The following is a 19,415-nucleotide window of genomic DNA, read 5'->3' on the forward strand; positions in this document are numbered from 1 at the left end:
CCCGTCGGGTGTTCCCGACACACCTGTGGCACGACCCGGGCCCGCGGCCCGGAATGTGGACGCGGCCGGCCTTATGGTCGGAGCATGGTACGCAAGCGCGTGATCGTGTCGGGGATCGTGCAAGGGGTGTTCTTCCGGGACACGTGCCGCCGTGAGGCGCTGGCGCACGGTGTGTCGGGGTGGGTGCGGAACCTGCCCGACGGCGATGTCGAGGCATGGTTCGAAGGGGGCGAGGACGCCGTCGCGGCGATGGTGCGGTGGGCGCGTACGGGGCCTGCGGCGGCCGAGGTCCGCGCCGTCGAGGTCCGCGAGGTGACCGGCACGCCGGAGGAACTCTTCGGCTTCGAAGTACGGTCCACTCCCCGGGACGCGGTCTGAGCGGGCGCGTTCCGCCTCCCGTCGGCAGGTGCCCTTTCCCGTCGCGTCTACGGCTCCCCGACGGGGGTAGGGGCGCAGCATGAGGCATCAGAAGACCGGCCCGCCCACGCATCCCCACCCGCGTGATCCGTCGGAGCCCAGCCCGGCGCCTCCCACGCATCCGCGGCCCGGTGATCCGCAGGCCCCGCGCCCCGCACCGAACCCCGCCCCGGACGCCGAACCGGCACCCGGGAGCCCGCGGCCGCCGTCGCTGTAGGGGAGGCGGCCGATGCGCCGACGCGCACTCCTTCTCCGCGGGAGGAAGCCGTGAAGCTGCAGTTCCTCGATCCGCTCTACGCCCATCCCGGCCCCGTCGCCTCGGTGTATCTCGACACCTCCCGTGACCTGGACGACGCCGACCGGGCCGTGGAACTGCGATGGCACGACCTCCGCAAGAGCCTGCTGGCCCACGACGCCGACCGGGCCACGGTCGACGCGATCGGCGGCGCCGTCGGCACGGGCCGCGAGGTGGCCGGACGGCACGGCCAGGCCGTCTTCGCCGCCCACGGGGAGCTCGTCCTCGCCGAGTGCCTCCCGGAGCCCCCGGCCCGTGACACGGCGCTGTACGGCATGCTGCCCGACACGCTGTCGCTCGCCCTTCAGCACACCCCGGACATCCCGTACGCGGTGGTCATCCTGCACCGCGTGCACGTCCCCGAGCACACCGGCGGGCACCCCGGCGCGGACGAGGAGCTCGAGATCGACTGCGAGAGCGGCCGGTGGCCGACGAGCCGCGTCGCGCCGGGGGCGCGCTCCCGCCGGCGGATACCGGTGGACGGCTGGCCCGGGGAGGTCGAGCGGCTCGTCGGGGAACTGGTGACCGGGATGGACGAGACGGGTACCGAGATGGTCGTGGTGGCCGGGGACCCGTGGGCCGTCAACAGCCTCATGAGGGCCGCACCGAGCCGGCTGCACGGCGCGCTCGTGAAGCTCAAGGACGGGCAGCACCGCCGACGGGAGACCGGCCGGGCCCTTCTGGAGGAGGAGCTCGCCATCCTGCTCGACGGCAGGCTCTGCGATCGCGACAGGCACCAGGTGGACACCTTCCTCGCGCAACGCGCCCGCCACCCGGAGTACGTCGAAGGACTCGCCGCCGTGGTGGCCGCCCTCCAGCGCGGGCAGGCCCAGACCCTGATCCTCAGCCGGCCCGTACGGCTCGACCGGCACCTGTGGGTCGGCGCCGCCCCCGTCCACCTGGCTCTGACGGGCGAGGAGCTGAGCGCCTTCGGCCTGCACTACTACTGGGAGGAGCCGGCACCCGGCGCGGCCTTGATCCGCGCGGCGGCGGGAACCCAGGCCGACCTGATCTCCGTACCGGACGAAGAGCTGCCGCTCGAAGACGGCGTCGCGGTGGCCCTCCGTTACACGGGCTCGTGACCACCGCCGCACGGGCCCATGACGGCCGGCCCGGGGCTGCTCATGTCGCCCTCCCGCGTCATGAGGCCGCCCCCGGGCATCGGCCCGGGGGCGCCGTCGTGAGGGAGGAGCGGGCTTGCGCACCCGCCTGCCACACCCGCTAGTCCTCCAAGGTGTCCTTGATCTTCTCCTTGGCCGCGCGGGCGTCGCCCTTGGCCTGCTCCCCACGACCTTTCGCGGTGAGGCTCTCGTTGCCGACGGTGCGGCCCACGGTCTCCTTGGCCTTGCCCTTTGCCTGTTCCTTCTTGGCCTTCATCTTCTCTTCGCCCGACACGATCCACTCCCATCGTTTGGAACCTCTTACTCCGCTGCGCCTAACCCGTTCGGGCCCCTCCAAACGCTCCCGGTCTCCGCAGTCCGAACCGTGGGTCGGGCGGCCTCCCGGCCGCCTTGCTCCTACGCTCGAAACGTGACCGAGAACGAGATCAAGCTCAAGGCCATCGCCGCCCTCACAGCCCTGCGCGGCGGCGCCGAGGAAGGATTCGTGTCCGATCTGCTCGGCGAGGTGATCCCCGACGAGTTCATCGTTCCGGCTTCCGCGGGACCCGAGGAGGCCGGGCTGTCGGTGCTGAGCCAGCTCTCCGAGCCCCTCAGCGCACTGATCAGCGGATTCATCCTCGCCTTCGAGTCGGTGGCCGACGCCTACGACGAGATGGACCCGGAGCGGCCCACCGAGCAGGTCCTCCAAGAAGTGGCGCTCGAACTCGCCCGGGACGACACCGAGTGAGGTAACCGCACGCGGTGGCCGCGTACTCGTCGGTACAGTCGGCACCCTGGCCGACGCCCCCGACCACGACCTGCCGAAGGTGCACGATGAGTCTGGAAGCGCAGATCAACTCCGCCGCCCGGGCGGCCGACGGCGCGAGCCACTGGCGTCCGCGGCTGTTCGCCGCGGGCGACCCCGGGCAACGGTCGGATCTGACCGGGATACTGGCCCGCGGTGAGGCGACGGCGGTGCGGGACACCCTGTACCTCTTGGCCCGCGTCGAGCGCGGCGACGGCGGCGGACTCGACGCGACGGAAACCGCCACCCTGCACAGCTGCGCAAGCGGCTTTCCGCCCTCGTCCCGCGGCACCCGGGCGAGACCGAACTGCTCCTGTTCCGGCTCTCCTACGCCCCACCGCCCACGGCGCGCGCCCTGCGCCGGGGCGTCAACACCGTACTCCGCTTCGACGACCCCGACCGGCGCCGCTGACGTCGAGCGCCGGACCCCGTCCGCCGGTCACCCGGGCCTGCGCGCCGAGGCCCAGCGGGTTCGCCTCAGGGCGCCAGGAACCCGGTGAGCGCTGTTGCGACCGTCTCCGGATCCTCCAGTTGCGGGTAATGTCCGACGGCCGGAGGCCCGGCGAGCTCCACGACGTGGGCCCGCGGCATGCGCGCCCGGACCCGGGCGAGTACGTGCGCGCCGCTGATCGGGTCGGCAGGCCCCCACACGAACAGCGTGGGCCCGGAAAAGCCCTCCAGGGCCGAGGTCCAGCGCGCGGCGTGCCGACGGCGCTCGTCGATGTACCGCAGCAGTCTCGGGGCGAGGCGGTGGCCGCCGGCGCGGGACGCCGCCGCCCACAGGTCGCGCACGTCCTCGTCGTGGACCGGCCGTCCCAGCACCCCGCGCAGGGTCGCGGCGAACCGCCGCTCCGTGGTGAGGGGCGCGAGCAGCGGCCCCAGCGGGCCGTGCAGCAGGCGCTGGATCGGCACGGGGCGGTGCAGATCGGGATAGAGCCCGCCGTTCAGCCAGGCCATGCGGGCGATCCGGGCCGGGTCGCGGGCCAGCAGTTCCTGGCCGACGCTCACCCCGTAGTCGTGCGCGACCAGGGCGGTGCTGCCGATCCCGTACCGGCGCCAGACCTCCTCGACGAGAGAGGCCTGGTCGAGCACCGAGTAGCGGTGGCGTCGGGGCTTGTCGCTCTCCCCGAAGCCGAGCAGGTCCAGCGTGGTGACCCGGAGTCCGGCCGCGACGAGGGCCGGGACCACGGCCGCCCAGTCGTGGGAGGAGGTCGGGAAGCCGTGGACGAGGGTGACGGGCGCGCCGTGCGCGAGCCCGTCCTGGCGTACGAAGACCGAGTGACCGCCGATCCGCACGGTGCCGCCGCCCTCGGTCCAGCGGCGCAGCGGCGGCAGGACCCGGTCGCCGGTCATCCAGAGGCCTCCTCGGCGTGCAGGTGGCTCAGCCCGTGCAGCAGTGTCCGCAGGCCGAACTCGAACTCGGCCTCGGAGTCGAGTGAGTTGAGCAGTTCGGCGTGGCGGTGGACCACCGGGTGGGTGCGCGGGGAAAGGGAGGCGAACAGGTCGGCCATCGCGGCACGCTGTCCGGCGGTGCGCGCCGCGCCGCCGGAGTCGAGGACCGCGGCACCGATCACGAAGTGGGTGACCGTGAGGTAGACGTGGACGGCCGACCGGGGCGACCACCCGTGGGCGAGGAGCTGCTCGAGGGCGTGCTCACGGGCTCGCAGGGCATGGGGACCCAGCAACTGACCGGTGGTCAGCAGCGGGACGACCGCAGGGTGCGCCGCGAGGACCCGGCGGAACTCCCGGGCCCCGCCTTCCAGACCGGCCCGCCAGTCCCCGTCGAGCGAGGGCAGCCGGATCTCGCCCAGCATGTGGTCGACGGTCGCGATCAACAGCTCCTCCCGGCTCGCGACGTGCCGGTACAGGGAGGTGTGGCGGACCTGGAGGTGGTCGCCGAGCCGGCGCATCGTGAGCGCCTCCAGGCCCTCACGGTCGGCCAGTTCGAGCGCTCCCGCGGTGATCCGGTCGAGCGTCAGCCCGCCCTCGCGGGGCCTGCGGCGGTCGCGTTCCGCGTAGCGGGCCTGCCACCACGCGGGGGATCCGGGCTCCTGGCGGGCGGCGGTGGCTTCGGCTTCGGGCTGGGGTGTCATGGATGGCGCCTACTCGAAGAGGTCGGGTTCCGTGCGGACGATCTCGTCCCAGAGGGGCTGGAAGGAGAACCAGCCCGCGAGCGGGAACCCGGTCTGGTCCCGGGTGTGCCGGGCGGCCTCGGGGTCGATCAGGTGCGGAGTGCCCGCGGCTTCCGCCAGGAGCTGCGCCTGGGCGCTGCGCTCCATGGAGATGAACCACCAGGCCGCTTCGTCGACGGATTCGCCGACGGTGAAGATGCCGTGGTTCTGGTGGATGACGGCCCTGTGCGGCCCCAGCCCGGCGGCGAGCTGCCGGCCGGCCTCCTCCTCGACCACCACGGCACCGGCGCCGTCCCGGTGGACGGTGTGCTGCTCGTACAGGGCGCACGCGTCCTGGGTGATCGGGTCCAGCAGGCGTCCCAGGCTGGAGAAGGCCTTCCCGTGGAGGGCGTGGGCGTGACAGGCGGCGACCACGTCGGGACGGGCGGCGTGGATGGCGGAATGGATCACGAATCCGGCCCGGTTGACCGGGCGCCTGCCGTGGCGGACCTGTCCCTCGTGGTCGACGAGGATCAGGTCGGAGACCCGGACGTGCCGGAAGGACATGCCGAACGGGTTGACCCAGAACATGTCCGGGTACTCGGGGTCGCGCACGGTGATGTGCCCGGCGACCCCTTCGGAGAAGCCGAGGCGACCGAAGACGCGGCAGGCGCCGGCGAGCCGCTGTTTGCGGTGCTCGCGCTCCCGCGCGGGATCGGTGAACACGGGCGGCAGGGGCAGTTCGAGGTTCTCCTGCCGCGGGAGGAACGCGCTGCCGCGCAGCCCTTGCCCGCCGCCGTCCCCCGGAGCGGCTCCCGTCGCCGGGCCCGTCCTCGCGTCCGTCGCCGTGTCCGGCTTCGCGTCCGTCCCGTCGTGCCCTTGCATGCCCGTCGCCTCGTCCACGCCCCGCCTCACTCCGATGTGCGTCCGTTGGACGCACATAATGAGTCCATTGGACGCACAGCGCAAGACCCGGGTCGGCCGCCGGTGCCTGGTGCGGCGGTGGTCAGCCGACCCCGTACCGCGCCTCGATGCCCGCGATCACCAGGCGCAGGCCTTCCTCGAAGCCCGCGTCGAAGTCCTGGAAGAGGTCGGCGCCCGCGGCTGCGGCGAGGGGGAAGTCGCCCATGCGTGCGGCGCGTTCGTCGACGTCGTAGCCCTCCCTGCGCTCGCCCGGGAGCGACTCGACGCCCTGTTCCTCGGTGACGAAGCCGAGGGTGAAGAAGTAGGCCGTGGAAGTGGCCCGGACGGCGGCGGACAGTTCGAAGCCGGCCTCCACCAGGGCGCGGAGGTTCTCTTCCATCTGGACCGCGTGCTCGGTGCCGGTGAAGCGCGATCCGCTGAAGACCTTCGCGCCGTCGCGGTAGCCGAGCAGCGCGGTGCGCAGGCCTCGATTGACGTCCAGGAGCCGCTGCTGCCAGGTGGCGCCCGGGGTGAGCCGCGAGTCGGCGACCATCCGGCGGTACATCTCCGTCGCCATCTCGTCGAGCAGTTCCTGCTTGTTCTTGAAGTGCCAGTACAGGGCCGGCGCCTGGACGTTCAGCTCCTTGGCGATGGCCCGCAGGGTGAGCCCGTCGAGTCCGGCGTCGTTCAGCAGCCTCAGGCCGGTCGCGACGGCCTGCTTCTTGTCCATCTTGGGGGATTTCCGGGTAACCACGCTTGACAGCTTAACACCGTTAAGGGCACTCTCTGGGGCATGGAACTTAACGCTGTTAAGGAGAATGTCGTGGACACGGACGTACTGATCGTCGGAGCGGGCCCCGCCGGCCTCGCGCTCGCCGTCGACCTCGCCCGGCGCGGGGTGCGGGCCCTCCTCGTGGAACGGGCGGTCGGGCTCTTCCCCGGATCGCGGGGCAAGGGTCTTCAGCCCCGCACGCTGGAGGTCCTCGACGACCTCGGCCTGCACCACGCGATCCGGGCCGCGGGCGCGTCCTACCCGGTCGGGATGATCTGGCAGGACGGCAACCGCCAGGGCGAGCACCGGATGTTCGACGAGAGCGGGTCGAGCGAGGGCTCGCCGTACAGCGAAACCTGGATGGTGCCGCAGTGGCGCACCCAGGAGATCCTCTTCGCGCGGCTGACGGAGCTGGGCGCGGACGTCGCCTTCGGCCGGGAGCTGGTCGGGATCACGCAGGACCGGGGCGGCGTGACGGCCGAGTTCGCCTCCGGCGCCCCCGTCCGCGCACGCTACGCCGTCGCCGCCGACGGCGGCCGTTCCACCGTGCGGCGCGCCCTCGGGATCGGCATGACCGGCGAGACCGTGGACCCGAATCCGATGCTGGTGGCCGACGTCCGGATCACGGGGCTCGACCGTGACAACTGGCACGTCTTCCCGCCCGCCGACGGCAGGGGCTTCCTCGCGATCTGCCCGCTGGCCGGCACGGAGGACTTCCAGGTCGCGGCGCAGCTCCCGGCGGGCTCGGAGACAGACCTCTCCCTCGACGGCATCCGTGAGCTCGTCGCCGCGTACTCGCACCTCGCGCCCGACGCCGTGACCGAGGTGCGCTGGGCCTCGGACTTCCGGCCGCGGGCCGCGATGGCCGACCGGTTCCGCGAGGGCCGCGTCTTCCTCGTCGGGGACGCCGCGCACGTCCACTCGCCCGCGGGCGGCCAGGGGCTCAACACCAGCGTCCAGGACGCGTACAACCTGGGCTGGAAGCTGGGCGCGGTGCTGAGCGGCGCGGCTCCCGAGTCCCTCCTCGACTCCTACGAGGAGGAGCGGCTGCCCATCGCCGCGGAAATGCTCGGCCTGTCCACCCGGGTCCACCGGGGCGAGGTCCGGCGCGGCGAAGCCACCAACCAGCTTGGCCTGGGCTACCGGGGCTCATCCCTCGCGGTGGAGACCCGCACCGGCCTGTCCGAGGATGTCCTGCGGGCGGGCGACCGGGCGCCGGACGGGATCCGCGGCGGCGTACGGCTCTTCGACGTGTTCCAGGGGCCGCACTGGACACTGCTGGCGGTCGGCACGGGCCCGGACCTGCCGGAGCTCCCCACCTGCCGTACCGCGCGGATCCCGTCGTACGAGCTGTACGGGGACGGGGTGTTCCTCGTCCGGCCCGACGGTTACGTCGGGTGGGCGGGCGAGACGGCCGAAGGAGCGAAGCGGTACGCGGCCCAGGTGGGCGTCCAGATGTGCTGACCGCGTCCGCTGCGCCGCGGAAAGGGAGAGCGGCGTTCGAGCCCGGCGGGCGCACGCCCTGTCCACCCGGGACGCCGCTGGGTACGGTGGCCGCGGCAATGGCCGTCGAGCGGCGGGGGGCACTCGGGTATGCGCGTTCTGGCGGGGCGGTACGAACTGCTGCGGCTGGTGGGCCGAGGGGGCATGGGCGAGGTCTGGAAGGGCGTCGACCGCGAGCTCGGCCGTACCGTGGCCGTGAAGGTGTTACCCGTCGAACTCACCCGTCAGGAGGAGTTCCGCCAACGGTTCCGCCGCGAGGCACGGACCGGCGCGGCCCTCTCCCACCAGGGCGTGGCGACGCCGTACGACGTCGGCGAGGACGTCGACGGCGCCGAGGCCGTCCCGTTCCTGGTCATGGAGTACATCGACGGCCGGACCCTGGCCGACATCCTGCGCACGGGCCCGCTGCCGGTCGCACGGGCTGTGGCCATGGCCCGCGACGTCGCCGACACGTTGCTCGGGTCCCGGTGGAGCACGAAGGGGCTGACCGCGACCCGCTGGCCGGGGCGCAGTGGGTAGCCGGCGAGTTCGGTGGGCTGGTCCACCGTCCTTTCCAGCAACCAGAGCGGCGGGTAGAGCCGGAGCGTCTCCTTCACGACCGCCTCGGTGACGACCAGGCGGGGCAGGTCGGCCGCGGTCGGCAGCCGGCCCGCCAGCTCCCGGTCGACCTCGGCCAGCACCCGCCGACGCACCTGCGGGTTCTGGTCGAGGAGGAGGAAGAGCCAGGCCAGCGCGGCGGCGGTGGTCTCGTGGGCGGCGAACAGGTTGGCGACGACGATGCTGACCGCCTCCTCGCGCGTGATCGCGTCCTCGTCGCACGCGGTGTTGAGGAGGTCCGCGACGACTCCGGGGGAGTCCTCCTGCCGCCTTCTGCGCAGGTCGAGCAGCCGGGACACCTCCGAGGTCAGCTCCCGTCCGACACGGTGCAGGCGCCGCCTGCGCGGCGACGGCCAGCGGGCGGGCAGGGGCAGGGGCACGGTGCCGGGCAGTCGCGCATCCTGCAGACGGGCCACCAAGGCGGGGACCTGGCCGACCTCGGGCCCCAGACAGAACTCGGCGATGAGCCGGGCGCTGGGCTCCTCCAGCGCGGGGATCGCCTCGATCCTGCCCCGGGCCCGCCAGGATTCCGCGTGACGGGCCGCCGTCGCCGCGAGGCCGTCCCCGGCGGCGCGCAATCCGCTCCGGTTCAGGCCGCGCCCCGCCAGGCTGCGGGCACGCATCCACCGGGCCAGGTCCTCCGAGGCGCGGCCTCCGTCGGCCTCCTCGCCCAGCAGGTCCCGCGTGATGGTGTAGGTGCTGTTGGTGTGCTTGCGCACCTCCTCCGCCAGGCCCGGCGAGTTCACTACGTACAGCTCGTCGTCGAAGCGCACCAGGTCGCCGTACTCCCGCTGGTGGAGCAGGAAGCCGAGCCGGTCCCGGTCGAATGCGCGTCTGCTGCCGTGCCTCCCGGTCCCGAGGGGACCGGGAGGCACGGAGATCGACGACACGGGTCAGCGCTCCTGTACGTAGTAGTAGTAATACGCGCTGTGTGGAGTGGAGGAGCTGAACGCGCTCCTCACCGAACTCTGGCGCAGGGCCCTCGCCCCTGAGGGATCGTCTGACAGAGGGGCGGAGCTCGATGCGGCGTACGCCGATCCGGCACCGAGAAGCGCGGCGGCGGAGACCGCTACGAGGGCCAGCTTGCGCAGGGGAGTCAGAGAGCCATGTGACGTGCCCCGGGGGCGCCTGCCGTGTACGGAGGGCCGGGAATCCGCGGCCCAGAGGTGTCCCCGTCTGTCAAGGTACGAAATGTGGGGACATGACCTTGTCTGCTCGGCGGGGCTTACTGGAGATGCGGGTTCACCGAGGACGGATGACCCCCTCAGCCCGCACCGCACACCACACACCACGAACCCTTTCCCGAAGGAGAACCACCGTGATCCGCACTACCCGCAAGCAGCGTTTCGTGATGCTCGGCCTGTCGACGGCCCTGGCCGCCGGAGGCGCCCTGCTCCCCTCGAGTGCCTTCGCCGCCCCCGCGACGACGCACGCCGGTGTCACCACGACAGCTGTCCAGGGCAAGCCGGCGCACGGCGACCCGAAGGGCAAGAACAAGAGCCACAACAGCGGTACCAAGAACAAGAAGGGCAAGAAGGGCAACAGGGCTCGCGACATCGAGAACATGCCCGGCTGCAAGTTCGTCAGCGGCAAGGTGTACTGCGAGTTCAAGCCCGAGAAGCCGAAGCCCATCGACCCGAAGCCGGTCGACCCCGCGCCCGCGCCCGCACCCGCACCGGCTCCCGCGCCCGCGCCCGCGCCGCATCAGGGTGGGCCCACCGGCAAGTAGCCGCACAGGCGAGGCTCCCCGTTCCATCGTGAGAATCCCGTCCGATCGCTCAGATCGGGCGGGATTCTCCATGAGCGCGACATCCCGCGCCCGACCGGTGCCGTGATCTCGGAGCGGCGCACCGCCCCGGACGGCTTTCGTATCGGGCAGGTATCAGGGAGCGCTTGGTTGTCCATCGAATCGGTGTGCCGGGCAGTGCCGAAGGGGGCCGCCCGGAGCCGGAGTGTCGTGGACCTGGCCCCCGACTGAGCCGTGCCGACCGGCCTGACCTGGGCGTCAGCGGATGGAAGGTGCTGCCACGGCTGTGACGCGTGTCCGGTATGCGACGCAACGGCCACGCCCGGTGTCTGCCCTATCGTTCGTTCAGGTCATCGGCCGCGCGTGAGCGCACGCGCGGCGCGTACCTCCCGACCATCCGTCCGTCCGTCCGTTCGTCCGAACAGGAGTGATCTGCCCGTGCCCTCGTCCGTCCCGGCCCCGGCCTCTCCGCGCCCCGTGCGCGTACTGCTGGTGGAGGACGACGACCTGATGCGCCGGTCCTTCACCGTCGCCCTCGAGCGCTACGGATACCGGATGAAGGCCGCGGCCGACGGGCTGGCGGGGCTGGAGCTCTTCCGCGACGAAAGCTTCGACCTGCTGATTCTGGACGTGATGCTGCCCGGCCTGGACGGGATCGGCCTGTGCCGCAGGGTCCGGGAGACCAGCCTGGTGCCGGTTTTGATGATGTCCGCCCGCGGCGACGGACTCGACGTCGTCGCCGGTCTGGAGGCCGGGGCGGACGACTACGTGGTCAAACCCGTGGACACCTACGTGCTCGTGGCACGCATCCGTTCGCTGCTGCGGCGGGCGACCTACGCGCCCTCCCCGGAACCCGAGCGGGCCACGGGCGACGGGCCGTCACCGTCCGGGCGTGAGCTGTTGGTCTTCGGGGACCTGACCATCGACACCGGCGGCCTGGAGGTGTTCGTCTCGGGAAGCCCGGTGGCGCTGACCCCGACCGAACTGAAGCTGCTGCTGGAGTTCGCCGCCCACCCGGGCATCGTGCTGGAACGGCACACCCTGCTGCGGGACGTGTGGGAGTACGGCTGGGACGGCGACAGCCGGGTCGTGGACCTGTGCGTGCAGCGGCTGCGCAGCAAGCTGGGCCGCGACCGGATCGAGACGGTCCGCGGTTTCGGCTACAAGCTCAGGCGCTGAGCCCGGTGCGCCCGTTCCACCGGCCGCGGTCCGCCCGCGTGCCCCTGCGCTGGAAGATCGCCGCGCTGGCCGCGTCCACCGCTTGCCTGGTCGCGGCGGCCGTGGGCGTGCTCGTGCACCTGTGGACCGCACAGGACATCCGGAGCCGGGCCGAAGGGCAGGCCTTCAACAGCCTGTACTCGGCCATGGACACCTACCGTCGTACCGGAATCCTGGCGGACGGCGCCGAGCTCGATCCGGCCGAGCTGCCCGCCACACTGCGGCGCCCGGCCGACGACGCCCGGCACACGGCCTACGACGCACAGGTCCTCGGGAATCTGGGCCCGAGCGTCTGGGGCGCCCAGCGGGTCGACGGCTCGGGCAGCCGGGTGCTGGCCGTCCACGTCAACATGAGCTCGGAACTCCACGAACTGCGCCGGCTCGACGTGATCATGGCCGTGGCCTCGCTGGTCGCGCTCGCGGCGGCCACGCCGCTGGCCGTCTACGGAGCCGGGCTGCTCGGCCGCCGGCTGGGGCGGGTCTCCGAGACCGCGGGCCGGATCTCCGCCGGGGACCTGGATGCCCGAACCGGGCCCACCAAGGGCCGCGACGAGGTGTCCGACATCGCCGCCACCGTCGACCGCATGGCGGACAGCCTGAGCCGAAGGCTGCGCACCGAGCGCCAGTTCACCGCGGACGTGGCCCACGAGCTGCGTACTCCGGTCGGCGGTCTGCTGGCCGCCGCCGATCTGCTGCCGCCCGGTGAGACGGAGGACCTGCTCCGTGCCCGGGTGCGCGATCTGCGCGGTCTGGTCGAGGACCTGCTGGAGATCTCCCGGCTGGACGCCGGCGCCGAACAGCCGGTGCGCGCCCATGTCCCGCTCGACGCGGTCGTCTCCGAGGCCGTGGCGCGTACCGGCCTCGACGCGGAGGTCGCCGTCGCCGAGGCGGAGACCGCGCAGACCGTGGAGACCGATCCGCGCCGTCTCGAACGGATCGTCAGCAACCTCGTCGTCAACGCCCACCGGCACGGGAGCACCCCGGTGCAGGTCACCGTCGAGGGCCGTACCGTCGTCGTGCGCGACCACGGTCCCGGTTTCCCGCCCGATCTGCTGCGCGACGGCCCGCGCCGGTTCCACACGGGCAGGCCGGAGCGCGGTTCGGGCCACGGCCTGGGCCTGACCATCGCCCAGGGCCAGGCCCGGCTCCTCGGCGCCGAACTGCGCCTGGACAACGCCCCGGACGGCGGCGCCGTCGCCACCCTGCGCCTGCCGGCCTGACCGCCCGGCCCCGCAGAACCGCTACGAAGCGGAGCGGACGCCGATACACGGCTGCTGAGTTCCTGATACGTCCCCCGGACACCCTTTGGCATGCACCCTTCCGCACCCGAAGACCGCACCCGAAGAGGAGTCCCCGTGACCGCCGACCCCCGTGACGTGATCGCCACGCTCACGCCGCACCCGACGACCGGGACCGCGGCCGCCACCACCGACCTGTCGAAGGTCTACGGCAGCGGAGACACCCGCGTCGTCGCCCTGGACCGTGTCAGCATCTCCTTCCGGGTGGGCGAGTTCACGACGATCATGGGTCCCTCCGGCTGCGGCAAGTCCACCCTGATGCACTGCGCCGCCGGACTCGACTCGTTCAGCTCCGGCTCCGTCCGCATCGGCACCACCGAACTGGGCACGCTCGACGACCGCCGGCTCACCGAGCTGCGCCGGGACCGGATCGGCTTCATCTTCCAGGCGTTCAACCTGCTGCCGACACTGACCGCGCTGGAGAACATCACGCTGCCGCTGACCATCGCCGGCCGCCGGCCCGACCAGCAGTGGCTGGACCACGTGGTCTCCATGGTGGGCCTCTCCCAGCGCCTCGACCACCGTCCCGGACAGCTGTCCGGCGGGCAGCAGCAGCGCGTCGCGGTCGCCCGCGCCCTGGTCTCCCGCCCCGCGATCGTCTTCGGCGACGAGCCCACCGGCAACCTCGACTCCCGTGCCGGGGCGGAGGTCCTCGGCTTCCTGCGCGACTCCGTGCGCGAGCTGGGCCAGACCGTGGTCATGGTCACCCACGACCCCGTCGCCGCGGGCTACTCCGACCGCGTGGTCTTCCTCGCCGACGGCCGCCTGGTCGACGAGATGACACGTCCCACCGCGGACCGGGTGCTGGACCGGATGAAGGCATTCGACACCCGCTCGCGCACCAGCTGACCCAGCACCGAACGCGCATCGAAGCAGCCACCCGCTCGCATCCGCCGAGCCAGCCCCCCAGGATCCGCATCCCATGTTCCGTACCGCCCTGCGCAACGTGTCCGCGCACAAGGCCCGCCTCCTGATGACCGCGTTCGCGGTCATGCTCGGCGTCACCTTCATCTCCGGCAGCCTCGTCTTCGGCGACAGCCTGAACCGTGCCCTCACCGCCCGGGCGACCGACGGCTACGAGCGCATCGCCGTCAGCGTCTTCCCCGAGTCCTCCGCCACCGGCGGCGGCCGCCCGGCCGGGCTCGACGCCAGTACCGTCACCACCCTGTCCCGGGTCCCCGGCGTCGCCGTCGCCGCGGGCCGGGTCGACGGCTTCGCCGCGGTCGCGGGCCGCGACGGCCAGCTGCTCGGCCACGGATCGTCCCACAAGGGCGGGAACTTCTCCCCGGGAGCCGACGGCACGGACCCCGCCTACCGGTTCACCCAGGGTTCCGGGCCGACCGGCGACGACAGGGTCGCCCTCGACGAGACGACCGCCGCGCGGGGCGGCTACCGCGTCGGTGACACCGTGCGCGTCGGCACGGACGAGGGCGCCTCCTCCTACACCCTCAGCGGGGTCTTCCGTACCGACGGGACCACGCGATCCTCCGGGGGCAGCCTGACACTGTTCACCGACGCCGCCGCCCAGCGGCTCTTCCTCCAGCCCGGCCGCTACCAGATCGTCGAGCTCACGGCCGCTCCCGGCACGGACGCGCAGCAGCTCCTGCGCCGCGTCGAGTCGGTGCTGCCCCAGGACGCCGGCGCAGCCACCGGTGCCCAGCTCGCCCGGATCCAGGCGAACCTCGCCACCGGCGACAGCGACACCATGAGCCAGATCCTGTTGGGTTTCGCCGCCGTAGCCCTGTTCGTCGCCACCTTCCTCATCTCCAACACCTTCACCATGCTCATCGCCCGACGCACCAGGGAGCTGGCCCTGATGCGGGCCGTCGGCGCCTCGCGGGGGCAGGTGCGCCGCATCCTGCTGACCGAGTCCCTGCTCGTCGGCGCGGTCGCCTCCGCGGCCGGACTCGCCGTCGGCACCGGGGTCGCCGCCCTGCTCCGGACGCTCTTCGCCGCCGCCGACACCCCGGCCGGCCCGCTCGTCCTCACCCCGGGCACCGTGATCACGTCCATGCTGGCCGGCACGGCCCTGCCCATGGTCGCCGCGTGGCTTCCGATCCGCCGGGCCATGGCCATCCCGCCCGTCGCCGCGCTCGGCGCGGCCGAGCCCACGGCGCCCGCGCGCGCCGGCTCCCTGCGGGGCGGCATCAGTGCCGCGCTGGTGCTCACCGGCACCGCCGCCGTGGTGTACGGGGCCCTCACCACCGGGAAGGACGCCCGCACCGTCATCGGCCTCGGCGCGGCCCTCACCCTGGCCGGCGCGATCGGCCTCATCCCGCTGCTGTCCCGGCCGTTCGTCGCCCTGCTCCAGCCGCTGCTGAACCGTCTCCACCCGGTGCACGGAAACCTCGCCGCCCGCAACACCGTCCGCGACCCGCGCCGCACCGGCGCCACCGCCGCCGCGCTCGCCATCGCCCTCACCCTCGCCTCGGGCCTGTCGGTCCTCGGGGCCTCCGCCGCCCAGTACCTCGACCGCGCGACCACCCACGACTTCACGGCCGACTACCTGGTGAAGGCCGCCGAGGGCGGCATGCGGATGACCCCCGCCACCGCGGAGGCGCTGCGGAAGCTGCCCGGCGCCACGGTCAGCCCGCTCAACCAGTCCACCGAATACCGCCTGGCCGGCACTTCCTCCGTGCTGACCGGCGTCGACCCCGCCGCCATCGGCCGACTGCTGCGCTACGACGTGGCCGAGGGCTCTCTCGACTGCCTCGCCAAGGGCCAGATCGCCGTGGCCGATTTCAAGGCCAGGAAGGCCGGCTGGCACGTCGGTCAGACGCTCCCCCTGGAGCGTCAGGACGACCAGCGCGGCAGCGTCACCATCGGCGCCGTCTACCGGGCGGACGAGCAGAGCAACCTGCTGCCCAGCATCACCGCACCCGACTCCCTCGTCGCCCGCTACGACTCCACCCCGCACACCGCCGGGATCCTCGTCGCCACGGACGGCGGACCCGGCCGGGCCGCGCTCGGCAAGATCACCCACGCCCTCGGCGACAACCCCGCCCTGGCCGTCCTCGACCGGGCCGCCATTCGAGCCGAGGACAGCGGAACCATCGGCGACCAGCTCAACGTCTTCTACGCCCTGCTGAGCATGGCCCTGGTGATCGCCGCGCTGGGCATCGCCAACACCCTCGCTATGTCCGTCCTCGAACGCCGCAAGGAGATCGGCACGCTGCGCGCCCTCGGCCTGGACCGTGCCGGAGTGACCCGGATGGTCCGCCTGGAGGCCCTGCTCGTCGGCGCGCTCGGCGCGACCGTCGGCACGGTCCTGGGCGTCTTCCTGGGCTGGGCGCTCGGGCGCACGCTGCAGGAGAGCGTCGCCGGCTACACGTTGGTCCTTCCCTGGGGTCGCCTCGCTCTCGGCGTGCTCATCGCCCTGGCGGGCGCGCTGGTCGCCTCGCTCTGGCCGGCCCGCCGGGCCGCCCGCGTGGACATTCCCGCCGCGACGGCGGCGTAGCGACCGCTCCACCGGCGAGGCACCTCGCGCGGAAGACCCCGGCCCGAGGCCGGGGTCCTCCGCGTTCGGCCACGGGGCCGGTCGTCACGCGTCCGCGCGCAGGAGATCGGCGCACTTCTCGCCGATCACCATCGTCGTGATGCACGGGTTGACGGTGACGAGATCCGGCATGACCGATCCGTCCGCGACCCGCAGCCCGTCGACCCCTTTGACCCGCAGCCGGGCGTCGAGCGGCGCCATGGGATCGCCGTCGGCCCCCATCTTCACCGTGCAGGACGGGTGGTAGACGGTGTTGTGCGTCTTGCGGACGTAGTCGAACAGCTCGTCGGCGGTGCGGACGTCGGGGCCCGGGGCGAGCTCGGCCCCCGCCCACCCGGCGAGCGCCGGCTGCGCGGCGATCCGGCGGGCCAGCCCGATGCCGGCTCTCATCACCCGCGTGTCGTGCTCGTGCGTGAAGTACCTGGGGTCGACCCTGGGCTTGTCGCGGTAGTCGCGCGTCCGTAGCCGCACCGTCCCGCGCGACCTGGCACGCGTCACGTTCGGCGTCAGACAGAAGGCGTTCTCGGACGTCGGATAGCCGTGCCGCGCGGTGTTCATGTCGAAGGGCACCGAGCCGTAGTGGAACATCAGGTCCGGCCGGTCCAGACCCGGCTCGGTGTCGTAGAAGATGCCCGCCTCCCACCACTGGCTCGACCTGGTGGTCATCGGCTGCCTCGCCTCCCACATGACGACGCCCTCGGGGTGGTCCTGGAGGTTCTCGCCGACCCCCGCGGAGTCCACGAGCACCTCCACGCCCACCTCGCGCAGATGCTCCGCCGGGCCGATGCCCGACAGCATCAGCAGCTTCGGAGTGTCGATCGAGCCGCAGGAGACGACCACCTCGCGGCGCGCGCGGACCGTACGGGTGTGGACGAGATCCGGGTCCAGGTACTCGGCGCCGACGCACCGCGGCCCGTCGAACGCCAGCTTCTTCGCCCGCACCCCGGTGCGTACCTCCAGGTTGGGGCGCTTGCCCAGCACCGGGTGGAGGTAGGCCACCGAGGAGGACTGGCGGATGTTGTTCTCGTCGGCGTTGATCTGGAACCAGTTGGCACCCCGCACCACCGTCGAGCCGGTGTTGAACGGGGTCGTCGGTATGCCCGCCTGCGCACACGCCTGGAGGAGGGCGGCGCCGCACGGGTCCTCGCCCTTGAGCGTACGCAGCTTCACCGGTCCCGACCGGCCGTGGTGGTCCCCCGGAGCGTCGTTGTTCTCCAGCCTCCGGTACAGCGGGAACAGGTCCGCCGCGCTCCAGCCCGCACAGCCGGCCGCCGCCCAGTCGTCCAGGTCCTCGGCGGGCGCCCAGAAGGCGATGCAGGAGTTGTGCGAGGAGCAGCCACCGAGCACCTTGGCGCGCGCGTGCCGCATGAAGCTGTTGCCCCTGGCCTGCGGCTCGACCGGGTAGTCCCAGTCGTAGCCGGACTCCAGCAGGCCCATCCACCGTTCCAGCTTCAGGACGCTGTCGTCCCCGACGTCGCTCGGACCCGCCTCCAGGACGCACACGGTGACGGACGGGTCCTCGCTCAGCCGCGCCGCGACGACGTTGCCCGCGGTTCCGCCGCCGACCACGACGTAGTCGAACTCTCCGGCCTCTCCGCTCATGAGGGGGTGACCTCCTCCAGTGCGACGGGCTCGGGGCGGGCCACGGCGGCGTGTTCGGCGAGGACGCCCGTACGGTGCCGTTGGACGAACCAGTAGTAGGCGAAGCCGCCCAGCGCGATCGCGCCGACGAACAGCACCGCGCCCCAGCGCAGGTACCAGTGGTACGGGGCCGCCGCGTTGTACACGGCCGACCGCGGCCAGATGAGGTTGAGGGTCATCGCCGCCCCCCACACCACGGCGACGATGTTGACGGGCAGTCCCCAGCGGCCGAGTGAGAACTTGCCCTCGGCGGGCTGCCACCGGCCGCGCAGCCGCGCCACCAGCATCGGCCCGGTGACCAGGAGATAGGCGACGTAGATCAGCACGATGCCGATGCTGGTGACCACGGTGAAGATCTGCGGCTGGCGGATGTTGACCAGCAGGATCGCGAGGGCGAGCACCCCGATGATCACGGTCGGCAGGATCGGGGTGCCGAACCGCGGGCTGACCTTCGCGAGCCGGGAGGAGGCGGGGAGATTGTTGTCCCGGGCCATGGCGAAGGCGAGCCGGACGGCCGCCGTGTGCACCGCGAGCGCGCAGACGGTGACGGCGATCAGCACGCACCACAGCATCGCCTTGCCCGCCGTCGGGCCGAGGACGTCGAGGACGACGTACTGCAACCCGTCGGTGGAGAGCTTCTCGCCGCGCAGACTCGACACGCTCATCAGCGCGAGGATCAGGACGAGGCCGCCCAGGACGAACGAGGCGACGATCGCGCGGATGATGGCGCGCGGCGCGTTGCGCGAGGGGTCGAGGGACTCCTCGCCGAGCGAGGCCGCGGTGTCGAATCCGTACATCACGTAGGCCGAGGCGAGCGAGGCGATCAGGAACGCCCCGAAATAGCCCAGGGGCTGGCCGGAGCCGGTGCCGGCCGTGTCGGTGACGACCTGCGGGCCGCGTACGACGTTCACCGCGAGCAGCACGATCAGGACCACGGTCGCGATGAGTTCGAGGAAGACACCCGCGGTGTTGATCCGCGCCATCAGCTTGACGCCGAAGGCGCTCACGACCGTGGTGAAGAGGATCAGGACGGAGGCGAGGACCACCGCGTTGGTCGCCACGTCGTACGTCCCGGTCCCGTCTCCGACGAACTGGAAGACGGACGAGATCTGAGGAAGCGTGAGCTGGTAGGCGAGGGCCACTGCGGCGATGGAGACGATCGAGGCGATGAGCATCATCCAGCCGGCGAGCCAGCCGACGTGTCCGTTCCCCACCTTCTTAGCCCAGTTGTAGATGGACCCGGCCACGGGATAGCGGGCGGCCAGTTCGGCGAAGCAGAGCGCGACCATGAACTGGCCGGCGAAGACCATCGGCCAGGACCACCAATAGGCGGGACCGCCGCTGGCGTATCCGAAGTAGAAGAGCTGGAAGGTGCCCGTGAGGATCGAGATGTAGGAGATGCCGGCCGCGAAGGTGTGGAAGTTGCCGAGCGTCCGCTTGAGTTCGGGACGGTAGCCGAACTCGGCGAGTTCCGCGTCGTCGCCCGGCGGGGAGGGTGGAGCAGTTTCCATG

Annotated in this window: 18 protein-coding genes and 1 pseudogene; 11 read left to right on the forward strand and 8 right to left on the reverse strand. The window is 72.3% G+C overall.

The window, feature by feature from the left end; genetic code table 11:
* Positions 1 to 84 precede the first annotated feature (84 nt).
* Together OG429_RS36640 and OG429_RS36645 are read left to right on the forward strand one after the other, a co-directional pair.
* Positions 85 to 378 (forward strand): acylphosphatase, encoded by a 294-nt coding sequence (locus OG429_RS36640; RefSeq protein WP_328929566.1) that lies wholly within the window; start codon positions 85 to 87, stop codon positions 376 to 378.
* A 306-nt stretch (positions 379 to 684) separates the two neighbouring features.
* Complete coding sequence (locus tag OG429_RS36645; protein ID WP_328929567.1) at positions 685 to 1,794, forward strand: baeRF2 domain-containing protein; 1,110 nt, start codon at positions 685 to 687, stop codon at positions 1,792 to 1,794.
* A gap of 139 nt (positions 1,795 to 1,933) precedes the next feature.
* On the opposite strand, the gene OG429_RS36650 is transcribed toward OG429_RS36645, so the two are convergent.
* On the reverse strand, positions 1,934 to 2,089 hold the full coding sequence (locus OG429_RS36650) for a CsbD family protein (RefSeq protein WP_405681294.1): 156 nt from the start codon (positions 2,087 to 2,089) through the stop codon (positions 1,934 to 1,936).
* A 153-nt stretch (positions 2,090 to 2,242) separates the two neighbouring features.
* Between OG429_RS36650 and OG429_RS36655 the strand changes: the two genes are divergently transcribed.
* Complete coding sequence (locus tag OG429_RS36655) at positions 2,243 to 2,560, forward strand: hypothetical protein (protein ID WP_328929569.1); 318 nt, start codon at positions 2,243 to 2,245, stop codon at positions 2,558 to 2,560.
* A gap of 86 nt (positions 2,561 to 2,646) precedes the next feature.
* Complete coding sequence (locus OG429_RS36660) at positions 2,647 to 3,117, forward strand: hypothetical protein (RefSeq protein WP_328929570.1); 471 nt, start codon at positions 2,647 to 2,649, stop codon at positions 3,115 to 3,117.
* Here OG429_RS36660 and OG429_RS36665 read toward each other — a convergent pair.
* The 4 genes from OG429_RS36665 to OG429_RS36680 all read right to left on the reverse strand — a co-directional run bounded on the left by OG429_RS36665 (position 3,095) and on the right by OG429_RS36680 (position 6,385).
* Entirely contained in the window at positions 3,095 to 3,970 is an 876-nt protein-coding gene (locus tag OG429_RS36665) for an alpha/beta fold hydrolase (RefSeq protein WP_328929571.1), read from the reverse strand. The two genes, OG429_RS36660 and OG429_RS36665, sit on opposite strands and share 23 nt — an antisense overlap.
* Entirely contained in the window at positions 3,967 to 4,710 is a 744-nt protein-coding gene (locus OG429_RS36670; RefSeq protein ID WP_328929572.1) for a TetR/AcrR family transcriptional regulator, read from the reverse strand. The genes OG429_RS36665 and OG429_RS36670 overlap by 4 nt, the downstream gene beginning before the upstream one ends.
* Before the next feature lie 9 nt (positions 4,711 to 4,719).
* Positions 4,720 to 5,631 carry a class II aldolase/adducin family protein gene (locus OG429_RS36675; protein WP_328929573.1) on the reverse strand — a complete coding sequence of 304 codons (912 nt, stop codon included), beginning with the start codon at positions 5,629 to 5,631 and terminating at the stop codon, positions 4,720 to 4,722.
* A gap of 103 nt (positions 5,632 to 5,734) precedes the next feature.
* A complete protein-coding gene (locus OG429_RS36680) occupies positions 5,735 to 6,385 on the reverse strand; it encodes a TetR/AcrR family transcriptional regulator C-terminal domain-containing protein (protein WP_328929574.1) in 651 nt (216 codons plus the stop codon).
* A gap of 39 nt (positions 6,386 to 6,424) precedes the next feature.
* Here OG429_RS36680 and OG429_RS36685 point away from each other — a divergent pair, with 39 nt between their 5' ends.
* Both OG429_RS36685 and OG429_RS41615 read left to right on the forward strand, forming a co-directional pair.
* Positions 6,425 to 7,867 (forward strand): FAD-dependent oxidoreductase, encoded by a 1,443-nt coding sequence (locus OG429_RS36685; protein ID WP_328929575.1) that lies wholly within the window; start codon positions 6,425 to 6,427, stop codon positions 7,865 to 7,867.
* A gap of 183 nt (positions 7,868 to 8,050) precedes the next feature.
* On the forward strand, positions 8,051 to 8,425 hold the full coding sequence (locus OG429_RS41615) for a protein kinase domain-containing protein (RefSeq protein ID WP_405959386.1): 375 nt from the start codon (positions 8,051 to 8,053) through the stop codon (positions 8,423 to 8,425).
* Here OG429_RS41615 and OG429_RS41620 read toward each other — a convergent pair.
* Positions 8,374 to 9,126 (reverse strand): annotated as a pseudogene (locus OG429_RS41620) (cytochrome P450); the annotation flags it as partial. The gene OG429_RS41615 and the pseudogene OG429_RS41620 sit on opposite strands and share 52 nt — an antisense overlap.
* Before the next feature lie 695 nt (positions 9,127 to 9,821).
* Here OG429_RS41620 and OG429_RS36695 point away from each other — a divergent pair.
* The 5 genes from OG429_RS36695 (at position 9,822) to OG429_RS36715 (ending at position 16,223) form a co-directional block, all read left to right on the forward strand.
* Positions 9,822 to 10,232, forward strand: a complete 411-nt coding sequence (locus OG429_RS36695) for a hypothetical protein (protein WP_328929577.1) — start codon at positions 9,822 to 9,824, stop codon at positions 10,230 to 10,232.
* Positions 10,233 to 10,760: 528 nt separating this feature from the next.
* Positions 10,761 to 11,429 carry a two-component system response regulator CseB gene (cseB, locus tag OG429_RS36700; RefSeq protein ID WP_405681292.1) on the forward strand — a complete coding sequence of 223 codons (669 nt, stop codon included), beginning with the start codon at positions 10,761 to 10,763 and terminating at the stop codon, positions 11,427 to 11,429.
* Positions 11,426 to 12,688 (forward strand): HAMP domain-containing sensor histidine kinase, encoded by a 1,263-nt coding sequence (locus OG429_RS36705; protein ID WP_405681291.1) that lies wholly within the window; start codon positions 11,426 to 11,428, stop codon positions 12,686 to 12,688. Before cseB ends, OG429_RS36705 begins: the two co-directional genes overlap by 4 nt.
* Positions 12,689 to 12,778: 90 nt before the next feature.
* Positions 12,779 to 13,615, forward strand: a complete 837-nt coding sequence (locus tag OG429_RS36710) for an ABC transporter ATP-binding protein (RefSeq protein WP_405676803.1) — start codon at positions 12,779 to 12,781, stop codon at positions 13,613 to 13,615.
* 73 nt (positions 13,616 to 13,688) lie between these two features.
* The gene (locus OG429_RS36715) at positions 13,689 to 16,223 is read left to right on the forward strand and encodes an ABC transporter permease (RefSeq protein WP_328929580.1); all 2,535 of its coding nucleotides are present in this window, start codon (positions 13,689 to 13,691) and stop codon (positions 16,221 to 16,223) included.
* Between the two features lie 84 nt (positions 16,224 to 16,307).
* Here the strand turns inward: OG429_RS36715 and OG429_RS36720 are convergent, their stop codons facing one another.
* Together OG429_RS36720 and OG429_RS36725 are read right to left on the reverse strand one after the other, a co-directional pair.
* On the reverse strand, positions 16,308 to 17,864 hold the full coding sequence (locus OG429_RS36720; protein WP_328929581.1) for a GMC family oxidoreductase: 1,557 nt from the start codon (positions 17,862 to 17,864) through the stop codon (positions 16,308 to 16,310).
* Positions 17,861 to 19,414, reverse strand: coding sequence for an APC family permease (locus OG429_RS36725; RefSeq protein WP_328929582.1), 1,554 nt, complete (start codon positions 19,412 to 19,414; stop codon positions 17,861 to 17,863). Before OG429_RS36725 ends, OG429_RS36720 begins: the two co-directional genes overlap by 4 nt.
* Position 19,415: the final 1 nt, after the last annotated feature.

The organism is Streptomyces sp. NBC_00190, assembly GCF_036203305.1.
Classification (GTDB): Bacteria; Actinomycetota; Actinomycetes; order Streptomycetales; family Streptomycetaceae; genus Streptomyces.

Coding starts and splice junctions, on each gene's coding strand:
- OG429_RS36710 (WP_405676803.1), top strand. CDS start 12,779: ATGCACCCTTCCGCACCCGAAGACCGCACCCGAAGAGGAGTCCCCGTG.
- OG429_RS36660 (WP_328929570.1), top strand. CDS start 2,647: ATGAGTCTGGAAGCGCAGATCAACTCCGCCGCCCGGGCGGCCGACGGC.
- OG429_RS36640 (WP_328929566.1), top strand. CDS start 85: ATGGTACGCAAGCGCGTGATCGTGTCGGGGATCGTGCAAGGGGTGTTC.
- OG429_RS36720 (WP_328929581.1), bottom strand. CDS start 17,864: ATGAGCGGAGAGGCCGGAGAGTTCGACTACGTCGTGGTCGGCGGCGGA.
- OG429_RS36725 (WP_328929582.1), bottom strand. CDS start 19,414: ATGGAAACTGCTCCACCCTCCCCGCCGGGCGACGACGCGGAACTCGCC.
- OG429_RS36650 (WP_405681294.1), bottom strand. CDS start 2,089: ATGAAGGCCAAGAAGGAACAGGCAAAGGGCAAGGCCAAGGAGACCGTG.
- OG429_RS36665 (WP_328929571.1), bottom strand. CDS start 3,970: ATGACCGGCGACCGGGTCCTGCCGCCGCTGCGCCGCTGGACCGAGGGC.
- OG429_RS41615 (WP_405959386.1), top strand. CDS start 8,051: ATGGGCGAGGTCTGGAAGGGCGTCGACCGCGAGCTCGGCCGTACCGTG.
- OG429_RS36685 (WP_328929575.1), top strand. CDS start 6,425: ATGGAACTTAACGCTGTTAAGGAGAATGTCGTGGACACGGACGTACTG.
- OG429_RS36670 (WP_328929572.1), bottom strand. CDS start 4,710: ATGACACCCCAGCCCGAAGCCGAAGCCACCGCCGCCCGCCAGGAGCCC.
- OG429_RS36715 (WP_328929580.1), top strand. CDS start 13,689: ATGTTCCGTACCGCCCTGCGCAACGTGTCCGCGCACAAGGCCCGCCTC.
- cseB (WP_405681292.1), top strand. CDS start 10,761: ATGCGCCGGTCCTTCACCGTCGCCCTCGAGCGCTACGGATACCGGATG.